The 14,667-nt window shown below is 67.3% G+C and carries 10 protein-coding genes, 9 pseudogenes and 1 riboswitch; of the genes and pseudogenes, 7 read left to right on the top strand and 12 right to left on the bottom strand.

Going from position 1 to position 14,667, the window contains the following annotated elements:
- Window positions 1–1,231: pseudogene (locus K0H76_RS09775) on the bottom strand (argininosuccinate synthase).
- A gap of 346 nt (window positions 1,232–1,577) precedes the next feature.
- Here K0H76_RS09775 and K0H76_RS09770 point away from each other — a divergent pair.
- The 5 genes and pseudogenes from K0H76_RS09770 (at window position 1,578) to K0H76_RS09750 (ending at window position 3,356) form a co-directional block, all read left to right on the top strand.
- On the top strand, window positions 1,578–1,832 hold the full coding sequence (locus K0H76_RS09770; protein WP_258935377.1) for an ankyrin repeat domain-containing protein: 255 nt from the start codon (window positions 1,578–1,580) through the stop codon (window positions 1,830–1,832).
- A 10-nt stretch (window positions 1,833–1,842) separates the two neighbouring features.
- Window positions 1,843–1,967, top strand: a riboswitch (TPP riboswitch).
- Window positions 1,968–2,053: 86 nt separating this feature from the next.
- A complete protein-coding gene (locus K0H76_RS09765) occupies window positions 2,054–2,374 on the top strand; it encodes a hypothetical protein (protein WP_258935376.1) in 321 nt (106 codons plus the stop codon).
- 14 nt (window positions 2,375–2,388) lie between these two features.
- Window positions 2,389–2,637 carry a hypothetical protein gene (locus K0H76_RS09760; protein WP_258935294.1) on the top strand — a complete coding sequence of 83 codons (249 nt, stop codon included), beginning with the start codon at window positions 2,389–2,391 and terminating at the stop codon, window positions 2,635–2,637.
- A gap of 93 nt (window positions 2,638–2,730) precedes the next feature.
- Window positions 2,731–3,057, top strand: a pseudogene (locus K0H76_RS09755) (hypothetical protein); the annotation flags it as partial.
- A 53-nt stretch (window positions 3,058–3,110) separates the two neighbouring features.
- Entirely contained in the window at window positions 3,111–3,356 is a 246-nt protein-coding gene (locus tag K0H76_RS09750) for a hypothetical protein (protein ID WP_258935375.1), read from the top strand.
- Between the two features lie 46 nt (window positions 3,357–3,402).
- Here the strand turns inward: K0H76_RS09750 and K0H76_RS09745 are convergent.
- The 8 genes and pseudogenes from K0H76_RS09745 to argC form a co-directional block, all read right to left on the bottom strand.
- Window positions 3,403–3,799 (bottom strand): annotated as a pseudogene (locus K0H76_RS09745) (arginine repressor); the annotation flags it as partial.
- Between the two features lie 67 nt (window positions 3,800–3,866).
- Window positions 3,867–4,848 (bottom strand): annotated as a pseudogene (gene argF / locus K0H76_RS09740) (ornithine carbamoyltransferase).
- Window positions 4,849–4,911: 63 nt separating this feature from the next.
- Window positions 4,912–5,466: an aminotransferase class III-fold pyridoxal phosphate-dependent enzyme gene (locus K0H76_RS09735; RefSeq protein WP_258935374.1), complete on the bottom strand. Its 555-nt coding sequence runs from the start codon at window positions 5,464–5,466 to the stop codon at window positions 4,912–4,914.
- Window positions 5,361–5,726: an aminotransferase class III-fold pyridoxal phosphate-dependent enzyme gene (locus tag K0H76_RS09730; RefSeq protein WP_258935293.1), complete on the bottom strand. Its 366-nt coding sequence runs from the start codon at window positions 5,724–5,726 to the stop codon at window positions 5,361–5,363. Before K0H76_RS09730 ends, K0H76_RS09735 begins: the two co-directional genes overlap by 106 nt.
- Complete coding sequence (locus tag K0H76_RS09725) at window positions 5,707–6,120, bottom strand: aminotransferase class III-fold pyridoxal phosphate-dependent enzyme (protein ID WP_258935292.1); 414 nt, start codon at window positions 6,118–6,120, stop codon at window positions 5,707–5,709. Before K0H76_RS09725 ends, K0H76_RS09730 begins: the two co-directional genes overlap by 20 nt.
- Window positions 6,117–7,036: pseudogene (gene argB / locus K0H76_RS09720) on the bottom strand (acetylglutamate kinase). The gene K0H76_RS09725 and the pseudogene argB overlap by 4 nt, the downstream one beginning before the upstream one ends.
- A gap of 58 nt (window positions 7,037–7,094) precedes the next feature.
- Window positions 7,095–8,269: pseudogene (gene argJ / locus K0H76_RS09715) on the bottom strand (bifunctional glutamate N-acetyltransferase/amino-acid acetyltransferase ArgJ).
- Window positions 8,270–8,289: 20 nt separating this feature from the next.
- A pseudogene (gene argC / locus K0H76_RS09710) lies at window positions 8,290–9,315 on the bottom strand (N-acetyl-gamma-glutamyl-phosphate reductase).
- Window positions 9,316–9,621: 306 nt separating this feature from the next.
- Between argC and K0H76_RS09705 the strand changes: the two are divergent.
- Together K0H76_RS09705 and K0H76_RS09700 are read left to right on the top strand one after the other, a co-directional pair.
- Complete coding sequence (locus K0H76_RS09705) at window positions 9,622–9,786, top strand: alcohol dehydrogenase catalytic domain-containing protein (protein WP_258935373.1); 165 nt, start codon at window positions 9,622–9,624, stop codon at window positions 9,784–9,786.
- Between the two features lie 171 nt (window positions 9,787–9,957).
- Entirely contained in the window at window positions 9,958–10,425 is a 468-nt protein-coding gene (locus K0H76_RS09700; protein WP_258935372.1) for a zinc-binding dehydrogenase, read from the top strand.
- 67 nt (window positions 10,426–10,492) lie between these two features.
- Here the strand turns inward: K0H76_RS09700 and pheT are convergent.
- The 3 genes and pseudogenes from pheT to K0H76_RS09685 form a co-directional block, all read right to left on the bottom strand.
- Window positions 10,493–13,029: pseudogene (gene pheT / locus K0H76_RS09695) on the bottom strand (phenylalanine--tRNA ligase subunit beta).
- A 2-nt stretch (window positions 13,030–13,031) separates the two neighbouring features.
- Window positions 13,032–14,052, bottom strand: a pseudogene (pheS, locus tag K0H76_RS09690) (phenylalanine--tRNA ligase subunit alpha).
- The gene (locus K0H76_RS09685; RefSeq protein WP_258935291.1) at window positions 13,974–14,666 is read right to left on the bottom strand and encodes a DUF456 domain-containing protein; all 693 of its coding nucleotides are present in this window, start codon (window positions 14,664–14,666) and stop codon (window positions 13,974–13,976) included. The pseudogene pheS and the gene K0H76_RS09685 overlap by 79 nt, the downstream one beginning before the upstream one ends.
- Window position 14,667 lies beyond the last annotated feature (1 nt).

The raw sequence follows: 14,667 nt of genomic DNA, 5'->3' as shown, positions 1-14,667 counted from the left end.
CTACTTCTCCACTCCGGCGCCGGAGAGGTCCGGCTTGCCGTGCAGCCGCTCCTCGCGCTGCGAGGCAACCTTGGAGGACAGCCCGTAGATGTCGATGAACCCGGGCGCCGAGGACTGATCGAAGGCGTCGCCCTCGTCATAGGTGGCCAGGTTGAAGTCGTAGAGGGAGGTGGCGGACTTCCGGCCCTGGACCGTCGCGCGGCCCCGTGCATCTCCAGGCGGATCTCCCCGGAGACATACTTCTGCGACTCCTCGATGAACACGTCCAGGTTCTTCTTCAGCGGCGAGTACCACTGCCCGTCGTAGACGAGCTCCGTCCAGCGCTGGTCCACCGTCTTCTTGAAGCGGGCCTGCTCGCGCTCCAGCGTGATGTTCTCCAGCTCGCGGTGAGCAGCCATCAGCGCCATGGCTCCCGGCGCCTCGTAGATCTCCCTGGACTTGATGCCGACCAGACGGTCCTCGACGATGTCGATCCGGCCGATGCCCTGGGCTCCGGCACGACGGTTCATCTGCTCGATGATCTGCAGAGGGCTCAGGCTCTCCCCATCGATGGCCACCGGGATGCCGGCCTCAAAGGTGATGCTCGCGATGTCCGGGGCGGCGAGAAGGCCGGGTCCTCGGTGTAGTCGTAGACGTCCTTGGTCGGACCGTTCCAGATGTCCTCCAGGAAGCCCGTCTCGACTGCCCGTCCCCAGACGTTCTGGTCGATGGAGAACGGGTTCTTCTTGGTGGTCTCAATGGGCAGCTCGTTGCGCTCCGCGTACTCGATGGCCTTCTCCTGGTCAGGGCGAGGTCACGAACGGGGCGATGCACTTCAGCTCCGGGCCGAGGGTCTGGATGGAGACCTCGAAGCGGACCTGGTCGTTGCCCTTGCCCGTGCATCCGTGGGCCACCGTCGTGGCGCCGAACTGCTGGGCTGCCGCCACCAGGTGCTTGGAGATGATGGGTCGGGAGATGGCCGAGACCAGCGGGTAGGCATCCATGTAGAGGCCGTTGGCCTTGAGCGTGGGCATGCAGTACTGCTCCACGAACTCGTCACGCGCATCGGCGACGTAGGCCTCCACCGCCCCGCAGTCGAGCGCACGCTGACGGACGGTCTCCAGCGACTCGCCCCCTGGCCGACGTCGACCGCGACAGCGATCACCTCGGCTCCGGTGGCCTCAGCGATCCAGCCGATGGCAACAGAGGTGTCCAGGCCGCCCGAGTAGGCCAGTACGATGCGCTCGCTCACAGAAGTCTCCTCATGGGGTGTGCAGGGTTGATGAACCGCATTCTACATAAATATTCAGTACGATGCATACTTATCGATTGCGCGATCCGGCTCCCCCACTCTATGCGGGCCCCGGAGATGACGCACGGCGTCGCACAGCGGGTCGAAGAATGGACATGCTCGCTAAGCTGGTGCCCATGGCAGACCAGCAGACCCCAGGATCACCGGCGGACCTCACCGAGGAGCAGCTGGAATTTCTGGCCTCCATGTTCGACCTCGCCCGGGTAAGCAAGACAGAGGAGCTGCTGAGCCTGGTGGACCAGGGTATTCCCCCAATCTCACCAACTCCTCCGGCGACACCCTCCTCATCCTTGCCGCGTACCACGACCAGGCTGAGCTGGTCCGGGGACTGCTGGAGCGCGGCGCGGAGACGGACCGCGAGAACGACCGCGGCCAGACCGCCGTGGGGTGCGCCGTCTTCCGCCAGAACGAAGAGATCACTCGGCTGCTGCTCGAAGCAGGCGCCGACGTGCACAGGGGGCGGCAGAATCCCTATGCGGTGATCGAGGTCTTCGGGATAGAGGGCATGCGATCCCTCCTCGACGAGTACACCTCCTCATGATGTAGCCTGAGTCACACCCGAGGGGCGTCCCGCCAAAGGGACTGAGATGACGCTGAGCCGCAGCGCGGACGGTGCGTCGACCCTTTGAACCTGATCCGGCTGATACCGGCGAAGGGACCGGCGAGCTGCCCGCGGCCTCCTCGCGGCAGCGCACCCTCTCCCTTCTCGTCGGTCCCGGATCGACCCCAGCAGAAGGAGAGAGATGGCCGAGAGATTCAGCACTGAGCTCAAGGAGCAGAACCAGCCTAGCCTGGGACGATGCAGTCGACCACCGCTTCGTCGATGAGCTCCTCGCAGGCACTGTCAGCGACCACCACATGGCTGCCTACCTCATTCAGGATCACCGGTTCCTCGATGCGTTCCTCACCCTGCTCGGCGCGGCCATGGCCTCCGCCGACACGATGGAGGCGCGCCTGCGGTTCGGACGATTCGCCGGAATGATCTCCGACGACGAGAACAGCTACTTCCTGCGCTCCTTCGAGGCGCTCGGAGTCAGCGAGGAGCAGCGCATCGAAACCCCTGATACCGCCCCCTGCGCTTAAGCTTCCAAGCCATCATGCGCGAGGCTTCCCGCACACAGAACTATGCGGCTGTCCTCGCGGTGCTGACCGTCGCCGAGTGGCTCTACGGCGACTGGGCCCGCCGCGCAGGCACCAGCAGACCCGAGCACTTCGTCCACGCGGAGTGGATCGATCTGCACAGCAGCCCGGCGTTCTACGAGTGGGTGGAGTTCCTCCGATCCGAGCTCGACCGGGTCGGCCCCAGGATGCGCCGACGGCCCAGGACTTCTTCTCACGGTCCGTGACGCTGGAGCTGGACTTCTTCAACGCCGTCTACCAGAACGGAGATCACTCATGAGCACCCTTTTCGAACGGCTGAAGGAAGCCTCCCCAGCCGAGTGGCAGGCCTATACCGACCACCCCTTCATCCAGCAGATGGAGGACGGAACACTGCCCCCGTCGCCTTCCGGGAGTACCTCATCCAGGATTATCACTTCCTGGTCCAGTTCGCCCGGGCCTATGCCCTCATCGGCTACAAAGCCCGATCCCTCGAGGACCTGCGCTACGCCCAGGAAGGCATCGGCAACATCCTGCACGAGACGCAGCAGCACGTAAAGCGCCTGGGCGAGCTCTACGGCCTGACGCCCGAGGACATCGAGAGCACCCCGGAGGACCCCGCGAACATCGCCTACACGCGGTACGTGCTCGACGCGGGAGCCACCGGAGATCTCCTGGACCTCCACGTGGCCCTCTCCCCTGCGTCATCGGCTACGCCGAGATTGGTAAGCGCCTCAAGCCTGCCGCAGACGCGGACCCGAACCACCCCTACGCCGAATGGATCGCAGAGTACTCCTCGGAGTGGTACCAGGAGACGGCGCGGTCTGCCGTCGAGCACATCGAGGCGTTGGCAGCCCGGGGAGGCTCGGAAGCGCGGTTTCAGGAGATTGCCGAGATCTTTGCCACTGCCTCACGAGCTGAGGCGGCGTTCTGGCAGATGGGCCTGGACAGGGCGGCCACGGGCTGAGCTCAGCCCACCATGGCGTCGAAGCGCGCCACCAGGGCCTCTCCCGAGGGTCACGACTGATGAGCATGATGGTGTCGTCGTGGCGATGGTCCCCAGCACCTCGTGCAGGCCCGCGTGGTCCACCGCACTGGCCAGGAACTGCGCCGCTCCCGGCGGAGTGCGCAGCACCACCAGGTTCGCGCTGGCCTCCGCCGAGACCAGCAGGTCCCTGCACAGCGAGGCCAGGCGCGCCGTCGTGGCGGCCTCCGTCTGATCGGACTGGAGCTCACCGGCAGGGCCTTCGGCAGGCACCGCGTAGACCAGTGCGCCGTCGCCTCCGCGGACGCGTGCTGCCCCGATCTCCACCAGGTCGCGCGAGAGGGTCCCCTGGGTGACCCGCACCCCAGCCTCGGAGAGCCTGTCGGCCAGCTCGGCCTGCGACCGGATGCTCCGCGGGTGATCAGGTCGCGAACCTTGGCGTGGCGAGCAGCTTTGGTCGCAGGCGCGGTGCGCGATCGGGCAGGCTCCGGCTCATAGGCCCGCGGCCTCCGCCTCGCGCACCAGACGCTCCGTCGTCTGATCTGCCTGGCCCGACTCCACCAGCAGCCAGGCCATCAGCGCCTTCTGGGCGTGCAGACGGTTCTCCGCCTCATCCCAGATGATCGACTGCTCACCGTCCAGCACCTCTGCGGTGATCTCCGCTCCGCGGTAGGCAGGCAGGCAGTGGAGCACCACCGCATGACGGGCGGCCAGCGCCATGGCCCCCGCGCTGATCTGGTAGTCGCCGAAGAGCCGCATCCGCTGAGCCTTCTCGTCCTCCTGCCCCATCGAGACCCACGTGTCCGTGGCGACGGCGTCTGCGCCCTGAAGCGCCTCAGCCGGGTCGGTCGTGATGGTCACGCGACCGCCGGTCTGCGCCGCTCGCTCCTCGGCGGCCCGCACCACCTCTGGGGAGGGCAGGTGGCCCTGCGGTCCCGCGATGCGAACATCCATGCCGGCATTCGCGCCACCAGCAGGTAGGAGTTCGCCATGTTGTTCGCCGCATCGCCCAGGTATGCCAAGGACCTACCCGCCAGTGTGCCGAGCTTCTCCCGGACGGCCTGGAGATCGGCGAGCAGCTGACACGGGTGGTAATCGTCCGACAGCGCATTGATGACGGGGACGCTGCTGAACTGGGCCATCTCCTCAAGACCGGCCTGCTCATAGGTCCGCCAGACGATCAGGCTCACCTGGCGATCCAGGACCCTTGCAGTGTCCGCGATGGACTCCTTGTGGCCCAGCTGGGACTCCCCGGGCTGATGATGAGCGGACTGCCTCCCAGCGCCGCGATCCCCGCAGCGAAGCTGATCCGCGTGCGCGTCGAGGTCTTGTCGAAGAATACTGCTGCGGTCTGCGGGCCCTGCAGCGGCGCGATGGCGTAGGGGTTGGCCTTCATCCAGTCGGCGAGGTTGAGGACGCGGGTGAGCTCTTCGGGGCTGAGGTCCAAGTCGCTCAGAAAGTGGCGAGTGGTCATGCGGACTCCTTCGTCAGACGTGTCAGGGCGGCTGCGAGCCGGGCGACGGCCTCGTCGGCCTCCTCATGCGAGAGGGTCAGAGGCGGCGCGAGTCGCAGGGTGGCGTGCCCCGTGGCGTTGATGATCAGACCGTGGTGCTCTCGCGCGCAGGCGACGACGTCGCGCGCTGATCGAATCGGGCAGCACCAGGTCGGCACCGATGTGCAGGCCGAACTGGCGGACCTCCGCGGTCTGAGGCAGGGCCCGCAGCTCCTCGGCGAGCCGGGCTCCCACGGCGCTGACGCTGTCCAGCAGCCCCTCCGCCTGGATCGTCTCCAGCGTGACCTGCCCGGCGAGCGCCGCCAGCGGGTTGCCTCCGAAGGTGGACCCGTGCTGACCGGCGCCCAGAAGCGTGCTGCTGGTGCTGCCGAAGGCGACGAGGGCTCCGATGGGAATGCCGGAGCCGAGCCCTTTGGCCAGCGTCATCAGATCGGGTGCGATCCCCGGGCTGCCCAAGGCGGAGAGTGTCCGGTTCACCCCTTGGAAGCGGAACCATTCCCCGGTGCGGCCGATCCCGGTCTGGACCTCGTCGAGCACCATGAGCGCCTCGTGCTGGTCGGCGAGCTCGCGTGCGCGCAGCAGGTACTCCGGCGCGAGCGGCTTGACGCCTCCCCCTGGATGGGTTCGAGGACGATCCCGGCGACATCGTCGTCGAACCTGTGCTCCAACGCGTCTGCGTCGTTGAAGGGGAGGAACTCGATGCCATCGATCAGGTCTCCGAAGGGCTCCCGGAAGGCGGGCTTGTGGGTGAGCGAGAGCGCGCCGATCGTCCGCCCGTGGAAGCCGCCCTCGAGAGCGAGGATGCGGGACTTTCCGGTCTCATGCCGGTGGCGCAGCACTGCCTTGAGGGCAGCCTCGTTCGCCTCGGACCCGGAGTTGGCGAAGAAGACGCTGGAAGTAAGTAGGCGCCTCGGCCGCGCTGAGGAGCATCTCGGCCAGCCGCATCTGGGGCACGGAGGCGAAGAGATTGGATATGTGCCCCATACGCTGCAGCTGCTCGCCCAGTGCACGGCTCAGCGCCGGGTGGCTGTGCCCCAGGGCGTTGACAGCGATGCCGCCGAGCATGTCCAGCAGCTCACGGCCATCAGCGTCGGTGACCCAGCAGCCTCGGCCTTGGACCAGCAGATCCTGAGGCGTGCCGAAGACGCCCATCAGAGACTGTCCGTACCGCTGCTGCCACGTGCTCGACGCGTCGAGCGAGGCGGTGCTCATGGCATCTGGGTAGCTCGTCATGCCTGCACCTCCGCATCCGGCACCACCTGAGTGCCCACCCCTTCGGAGGTGACGATCTCCAGGAGCATCGAGTGAGGACGACGGCCGTCCACGATGTGCGCCCGCGGGACCCCGGCATCGACGGCGGCCAGGGCCGCACTCATCTTCGGGATCATGCCCGACTGGAGGCTGGGCAGCATCGCCCGGAGGTCGGATGCGGTGAGGACGAGATCAGGGAGGAGGGGTCCGGCCAGGCGGCGTAGAGACCTTCGACGTCGGTGAGCATCACCAGCTTGGCCGCCTCAAGGCTGCGGCCAGAGCCCCGCTGCGGTGTCTGCATTGACGTTCAGAACCTCTCCGGTGGGATCTCCGTCTGCGAACTCCGGAGCGATGGTAGAGATCACCGGGATCCTGCCCGCCGCGATCAGGTCCTGGATGGCAGCGGGTTGACTCCCGTGACCTCGCCCACCAGCCCGAGGTCCACCGTCTCTCCGTCCACCTCGGCCGCCTTCCGCTCGGCCCGGAGCAGGGCCGCGTCCTCTCCTGAGAGGCCGACCGCGTAGGGGCCGTGGGAATTGATCAGACCGATCAGCTCCCGGCCCACCTGCCCGGTGAGCACCATGCGGACCACGTCCATGGCCTCCGGGGTGGTGACCCGGTATCCGGCGCGGAACTCGGACTCAATGCCGACGGCGTCGAGCATGGTGCTGATCTGGGGCCCGCCTCCGTGGACGACGACCGGATTCACGCCGACGTGCTTGAGGAAGACGACGTCCTGGGCGAAGGCCCGGCGGAGCTCATCATCGACCATCGCGTTGCCGCCGTACTTGATGACAATGGTCTGACCGGCGAACTTCTGCACCCAGGGCAGCGCTTCGACGAGCACGGCGGCCTTGTCCGCGGCGGAGGCGAGGCTCCCCGCCTCGCGCGGCAGCATGGTGAGGGATTCGGTCGACTGCTCAGGCATAGTGCTCCATCGGTTGCTCAGGAGGTGATCAGCTGGAATAGGCGCTGTTCTCATGCACGTAGTCGTGCGTGAGGTCGTTGGTCAGGATGGTGGCTTCAGCAGCGCCGGCCTTCAGATCGATGACGACATCGACGCTGCGCCCGCTCAGGTCCACCAGGTCTCTGTCCTCACCGATGCCGCGGCGCGGCAGACCCACACTCCGTTGACGGCAACGTCGATCGTCGCCGGGTCGAACTCGGCGTCGGTGGTGCCCACCGCCGAGAGCACGCGGCCCCAGTTGGGATCTTGGCCGAAGATCGCAGCCTTGAAGAGGTTGGAGCGGGCCACTGAGCGGCCCGCCGTCTCGGCCTGCTCCTCATCGACCGCGTTGACGGTGCGAATGGCGATCTCGTGGTGGGCGCCCTCGGCATCAGCGATCAGCTGTGCGGCCAGGGACTGGCACACCTCGGTGAGCGCGGCCTGGAACTCGCCCAGATCGGCTCCGCTGGGGTCCGCCTCGGGGTGGGCGCCGGAGGCCATGGCGATCACCGTGTCGTTGGTGGACATGCAGCCGTCCGAGTCAGCTCGGTTGAAGGAGACGCGCACCGATTCGCGCAGCGCCGCATCCAGGTCGGCTGCACTGATGACCGCATCGGTCGTGATGACCGAGAGCATCGTCGCCATGCCGGGAGCCAGCATGCCCGCGCCTTTCGCCATCCCTCCGATGGTGAAGCCGGTGCCGGTCCGCACCTCGGTCTTGGAGACGGTGTCGGTCGTCCTGATAGCGTCTGCGGCCGCCTCTGCGGCGCCGACATCGTCCGAGAGCGCAGCGGCGGTCTGCTCCACCCCGCTCAGCAGGGCGGGCATGTCCAGGCGCTGGCCGATGAGGCCCGTGGAGCAGACCAGCACATCTCCGGCGGAGACGTCGCGGTCGGCCGCCGTCAGCGCACGCGCCACAGCCTCTGCGGTGGCGTGGGTGTCCTGGAATCCGGGCGCCCCGGTGCACGCGTTCGCCCCTCCCGAATTGAGGATCACAGCGTCGGCTCTGCCGTCGGCGATGACCTGCTGGGACCAGAGCACCGGTGCCGCTGCGACGCGGTTTGTGGTGAAGACCGCCGCAGCGTGTCGTTCAGGGCCGTTGTTGACGACCAGGGCCACATCACGGTAGGCGGACTTCAGGCCTGCCGCCGCTCCTGCGGCCAGAAACCCAGCGGGAGCGGTGATCCCGGACGATGCGTGGTGGTTCACGGTGCCACTCCCAGCAGGTTGAGGCCGAGGGTCTCTTCGATCCCCAGGGCGAGGTTCATCGATTGGACGGCGCCGCTTACCGTTCCTTTCACCAAGTTGTCCGAGGCCGAGCATATGATCGCTCGGCCTGCGTGCTCGTCGAGAGCCACTTGGATGGTCACGTGGTTGGATCCGACCACCTGCTTGGTGGCGGGCCACTGGCCCTCGGGCAGCAGGTGGACGAACGGCTCCTCGGCGTAGTGGGCGCGGTAGGCCTCGCGCAGAGACTGCTCCGTGGTGCCCGGCCGGACCCGCGCGGTGGAGGTCGCGAGGATCCCCGAGGCATGGGGGCCAGGGTGGGAGTGAAGGAGACCTGAACCGCCTCGTAAACCGCCCAGCTCAGCCCCTGCTCCAGCTCAGGGGTGTGGCGGTGTCCCCCTCCGACGCCGTAGGGGCTCATGCCTCCCATCACCTCAGAGCCCAGAAGGTGCGGCTTCAGCGACCTTCCGGCTCCCGACGTGCCTGTGGCAGCGACGATCACCACGTCGCGCGGCTCCACCAGGCCATCGGCGAAGTAAGCACCAGGCCGAGCAGGGCTGTGGTGGGGTAGCAGCCGGGGACGGCGATCCGGCTGGCGCCCGCAGCTCGGCACGCTGGCCGGGCAGCTCGGGCAGGCCGTAGGGCCACGTTCCCTGATGCTCTGAGCCGTAGAACGTCTCCCACGCCTGAGCCGACTCCAGCCGGTGGTCGGCAGCCGCATCGATCACGACCGTGTCCGGTCCGAGCTGCGCGGCGATCTCACCCGATGCGCCGTGCGGCAGTGCCAGAAAGACCACGTCGTGCCCGGCCAGACTCTCCGCCGTGGTCTCAGTCAGAATCTTGTCGGCCAGTGTGAGCAGGTGAGGCTGGACGGCGCCGAGGCGCTCACCGGCATTGGAGTGGGCAGTGACCGTGGCGACCTCAACCTCAGGGTGCCCGGCGAGCAGGCGGAGCACCTCACCATAAACGTAGCCGGAGGCGCCGGAGACAGCAGCTGTAAACATGGGCACCATCGTTGCACGAATATGCAACCGACTCAATATTTATGCATACGCGTCAGCGGGACTGTTCTTCGCCCTGTCACCTGTCTTCGGTACTCTGAACCCATGATCGAGGCCTACCGTCTACCCCGAGGACCTCCCTGACTACGCCACTGTGGTCCGGGCCCGTGAGGCCGGTGGCCCCGACGTATTCGAGGTTGCTGACGTCACTGCTCCCGAGCCTGCTCGGGGACAGCTGCTGGTGCGCACCGCAGCAGCCGGAGTGAACTTCATCGAGACCTACCAGCGCAGCGGGGTGTACCCCGTCGAATACCCTTCACCCCCGGCAAGGAGGGTGCCGGGGAGGTCCTGGCCGTCGGCGAGGGCGTGGACACGTCGTACATCGGCCACCGCGTCACCACATGCGAAGCGGCCACCCGGAACATACGCCTCCCACTTCCTGGTGGATGCGGACAAGACGGCTTCCGTCCCTGAGGAGTCAGCGACGAGCAGGCAGCGGCGCTGCCGCTTCAGGGCATCACCGCGCACTACCTGATCAGCTCCACCTACCGGGTCTCCCCGGACAGACCGTCCTGACCCACGCCAGCGCCAAGCGGCATCGGCCAGATCCTCACGCAGCTCCTCAAAGCACGCGGAGCTCGGGTCATCACCACCACCTCGACGCCGGAGAAGGCGCAGATCGCCGAAGCTGCCGGGGCCGACCACGTCATCCCCTACGAAGACTTTCCCGCAAAGGTCCGCCAGATCACCAATGGCGAGGGCGTGCCCGTGGTCTACGACGGCGTCGGGGCCTCCACGTTCGAAGGCTCGCTGGAGTCCCTGGCCATCCGAGGCACCCTCGTGCTCTACGGGGAGCGTCCGGTCAGGTGCCTCCCTATGATCTCCAGGACCTCAACCGGCGCGGCGGGCTCTACATCACTCGCCCCGCGATCAACTGGTACCTGCAGAATTCCGAGGAGCGCACGTGGCGATACACCGAGCTCTTCCACCACATCAGCCAAGGGACTCTCGCGCTGCACGTCGGGCAGGCCTACACCCTGGCTGACGCTAAGCCAGGCCCATGAGGACCTCGAGAGCCGCCGCACCGCCGGAAAGCTGCTCCTGAAGCCCTGACCGGCACACGCTGCCGGACTGCCCCGCACGCGTGTGCTCGCAGGGCAGGGCAGCCCCGACATCGCGATCAGCTGCGCTGCTCGGCCCCGTGACGCTGCTGCGCAAGGCTCACCGCAGCCGCACGAGCCTCGGAGGCCTCATCTGCAGTGAGCGTCCGATCCTGTGCGCGGAAGCGCAGGGCGTAGGCCATGGACTTCCGCCCGTCCTCAATGCCGGTGCCTGCGTAGACGTCGAAGAGCTCGATGTGCTCCAGGAGCTCCCCGGCGCCCTCCTGGAGCGTCGCCTGAAGGTCAGCGCTGGGCAGCGACGCCTCAACCACCAGGGCGACATCCTGCGTCGTCGCGGGATAGCCGGACAGCGGTCCTGCCAGGACCTTCTCAGGCGCGGACTCAAGCAGCGCGCTGAGGTTCAGCTCCATCACGCTGGTGCGCGCGGGCAGATCCACTCCTCAATCACCTTCGGATGCAGCTCACCGGCGTATCCGACGGTCCTCTCTGCGAGCTTCAGCTCCGCAGTGCGGCCGGGATGGAACGCCTGGTGCGAGCCCTGGACCACGCCGAGCTCCACGTGCAGCAGGTCCGCAGCCTTGCGGGCAGCCTCCACCGCATCGGCCCAGTCCCTCGCCCTGCCCTGCTCTCCGGGCTGGGCGGCAGGCTCACGGTAAGCCAGTGCGACCGCCAGATGCTGCGGCTGGTCCGGGATTCCTGCGTCGAGCTGGGCGATCACGTCGTCACCGGGGTGGCGGCCGAGCGCAGGAAGCTGCGCGGTGCCGAACTCGTCCTTGGCGAGGAACACTGAGCCCGTCTCGTACAGTGCGAGGTCGCGAAGCCCGCGGGAGGCGTTGCGGCGCAGGGCGTCCAGCAGACCCGGAAGGATGCGGCATCGAAGCACCGGGTACTGGCTCGCGATCGGATTCGCCAGCCTGATCATCGGCGTTGGACGCTCACCCTCCTGAGCCTGGCCGAAGAGGGTGTTGGCCTCTTCGGAGTAGAAGGGTAGCTGAGCACCTCGGTGAATCCGGCGGCGGCCAACGACGCGCTCACTCGGCGGCGGCGGCGCTGAGCCGGGGTGAGACCTCGCCCGGCGGGCGCTTCGGGAAGGCGCGCCGGTATCTGGTCATAGCCTGCCAGCCGCGCGACCTCCTCCACGAGCGCCTCAGGGATGGTGATGTCCGGCCTCCACGTCGGAGGCGTCACCAGGAGGTGATCCTCGCCGTCGGCGACGACCTCGGCGCCGATCTGCTGCAGCAGCGCCACGATCTGCTCGCGGCTGTACTCCACGCCCACGAGCCTGGTAAGCAGCTGCCCATCAAGGCGGATGGCCTGCGGCACCTGGGGCTCACCGACCTGCGTGACCTCATGGCGTCAGTTCCCCGGCGAGTTCGACGAGCAGGTCAGCCGTTCGCTTCGCTGCAAGCGCCGGAAGCTGAGGGTCCGTCCCGCGTTCGAAGCGCTTAGCCGCCTCGGACGGCAGCCGGTGGCGACGCTTGGAGCGGCTGACGGTGATCGCGTCGAAATGCGCTGCCTCGATGATGACGTTCGTCGTCGCGCTGCTCACCTCCGTCCGGGCGCCGCCCATGACGCCTGCGATGCCGATCGGACCTGAATCGTCGGTGATGAGGAGATCCTCGGGGTGCAGCTCGCGCTCCTTCTCGTCCAGGGTGGTGAGCTTCTCCCCGGGAAGGCGCGGCGCACTGTGATGGCACCGTCGAGGGTCGAGGCGTCGTAGCAGTGGTTGGGCTGCCCGAGCTCGAGCATGACGTAGTTCGACACGTCGACGACGATGCTGATCGGACGCATGCCCGCCAGGCGCAGGCGAGAGGCCATCCAGCTGGGCGTCGGGGCGTCAGCGTCGATTCCGGTGACCGTGCGTGCGTTGAAGACGCTGCACCCGGTGGTGCCGTAGATCGGTGCGAGGTCGTTGATGACCACCTTATGCCCCTCAGCTCGGGGCGGCTCGAGCTGCACCTGTTCGGCAGGGTCCGAGAAGGCTGTGCCGGTGGCGTGCGAATACTCGCGGGCGACGCCCCGGATGCTGAAGGCGTATCCGCGATCGGGGTCACGTTGATCTCCGCTGCGGAGTCGTCCAGGCCCAGCAGCCGCATCGCGTCGGTGCCGGGCTCAGGGTCGAGGCCGAGCGTCGAGAGCACGAGGATGCCGTGGTGGTCCTCACCCATGCCGAGCTCCTTCACGGAGGCGATCATGCCTGCCGACAGGTGGCCGTAGGTCTGACGCGCACTGATGCGGAAATCACCGGGCAGCACGGCGCCGGGCATCGTCACGACGACTTTGTCGCCGACCTCGAAGTTGTGGGCGCCGCAGACGACTCCCTGAACTCCACTGGGATCGATGCCGTCGCCTGTGAGGGTCTGCTGACTGCCCTCAGGGACCACACGCACCCTGCACCAGTTGATGGTCTTGCCGTTCTTCTGCGGCTCGGGGTCTTCTCGAGCACCTCACCGACGACGATCGGGCCAGTCAGCTCCGAGGTGTGGACGTCCTCCTCCTCGAGCCCGACCCTGACCAGCTCGGCCATCAGGTCCTCGGCAGTCCCCGACTCCGGGAACTGGGTGTGCTCACGAATCCATGAGAGCGGGATGCGCATATCTAGACCTCCTGTCCGAACTGGGCGCTGAAGCGGATGTCGCCCTCGATCATGTCGCGCATGTCCGTGACGCCGTTGCGGAACATCAGCGTCCGCTCCACTCCCATGCCGAAGGCGAAGCCGGTGTACTGGGCGTCCTCAATTCCGGCAGCGGCGAGAACATTCGGGTGGACCATGCCGCAGCCTCCCCACTCGACCCAGCGCGCCCCGCCCTTTGCGTTGGCGTCCCAGACGTCGAGCTCCGCCGAGGGCTCGGTGAAGGGAAGTAGGAGGGCCGCAGCCTGATGGCGGCCTCCGGGCCGAACATCTGCCGGGCGAAGTGCTCCAAGGTGCCTTTGAGATCGGCCATCGTCAGGCCTCTGTCCACGGCAAGGCCTTCGAACTGATGGAAGACGGGGGTGTGAGTCGCGTCGAGCTCATCAGTTCTGAACGTCTTCCCGGGGCAGAGCACATAGACGGGCAGCTCGCGGGTGAGCAGCGACCGGATCTGCACCGGCGACGTGTGGGTGCGCAGGACCAGGTGCCGGTCCTGGGGCTCCACGTAGAAGGTGTCCTGCATCTCGCGGGAGGGTGGTCGGGCGCAATATTGAGCGCATCGAAGTTGAACCACTCCGACTCCACCTCAGGACCTTCGGCGATCTCCCACCCCATCGCCGTGAAGACGTCCGAGACATCCTCCTGCAGCACGCTCAGCGGGTGCCGGGCTCCGAGGGGACGGCGCCGCGGCGCGGCGGTGACGTCCACCGCCTCCTCCTCGAGGATGCGTGCGGCATGCTCAGCTTCCAGTACCTCCGTGCGGGCCGCAAGAGCCTTCTGGACTCTGCCCTTGGCTCCGCCCAGGATCTTCCCGGCCTGCTTCTTCTGCGCGTTCTCGAGGTCTCTGATCCGGCTGTTGGCCAGAGCGATCGGAGATCTCTCACCGGTGTGGGCCAGACGCGCAGCCTTCAGCTCGTCGAGGTCGGATGCCTCGTCGAACGCTGCAACCGCCTGCTGCGCACGCGCGTCGACTGCGGCTTCGTCCAGTGGGTGCGGAACCTCGGCCGCGGCCGGGTCCTCGTAGCTCTCGAGGGTGGACATTCTGCTCCCGTAGTGAGGTCAGGGCTGGATGATCGCAGACAGTCTATGCGGTCAGAGAAAGTGGACGAGGGCACCGATGAGGAAAGCCGAGACGGCCAGGCCCGCCAGCACGAACTCAGGAGGATGCCGAGACCGATGGCGCGCAGAGCCGCGAGGCTGGCGCGCCCGGCAGCCTGCCAATCACGATCTCTGCGGAAGAACTCTGCCCCGAAGAGCCCGGCGGCGAAACCGATGAAGAGTCCCAGAGGAGGCAGCAGAAAGACCCCGACGAGCGCGCAGCCGACCGCGATGAGGATCGGCCGCCGCGGGATTCTCTCCCGATGAAGGGCACGGCCGGTCAGCACGGTGGACGCAGACCAGCCGACTGCCGCGATGACCATGCCTGCCACGGCAGCGGTCCAGGCCGCCGGGCCGCCGAGCAGAAAGGCCCAGGCCAGCAGCGACAGGATGATGACGAGGCTTCCGGGAATGACGGGAAGGATGATCCCGGCGGCACCGACCACCAGAACGATCCCGATGATGACGGTGCTCATCGCCTCCGCGGCGGCTGATTCCAGCACG

The sequence above is a fragment of the Nesterenkonia pannonica genome, assembly GCF_019575955.1.
Classification (GTDB): domain Bacteria; phylum Actinomycetota; class Actinomycetes; order Actinomycetales; family Micrococcaceae; genus Nesterenkonia; species Nesterenkonia pannonica.
Note: the sequence above shows the minus strand (reverse complement) of the source record. Positions and strands in the feature narration are given on the sequence as shown.

Coding starts and splice junctions, on each gene's coding strand:
- K0H76_RS09760 (WP_258935294.1), top strand. CDS start 2,389: ATGCGCGAGGCTTCCCGCACACAGAACTATGCGGCTGTCCTCGCGGTG.
- K0H76_RS09725 (WP_258935292.1), bottom strand. CDS start 6,120: ATGACGAGCTACCCAGATGCCATGAGCACCGCCTCGCTCGACGCGTCG.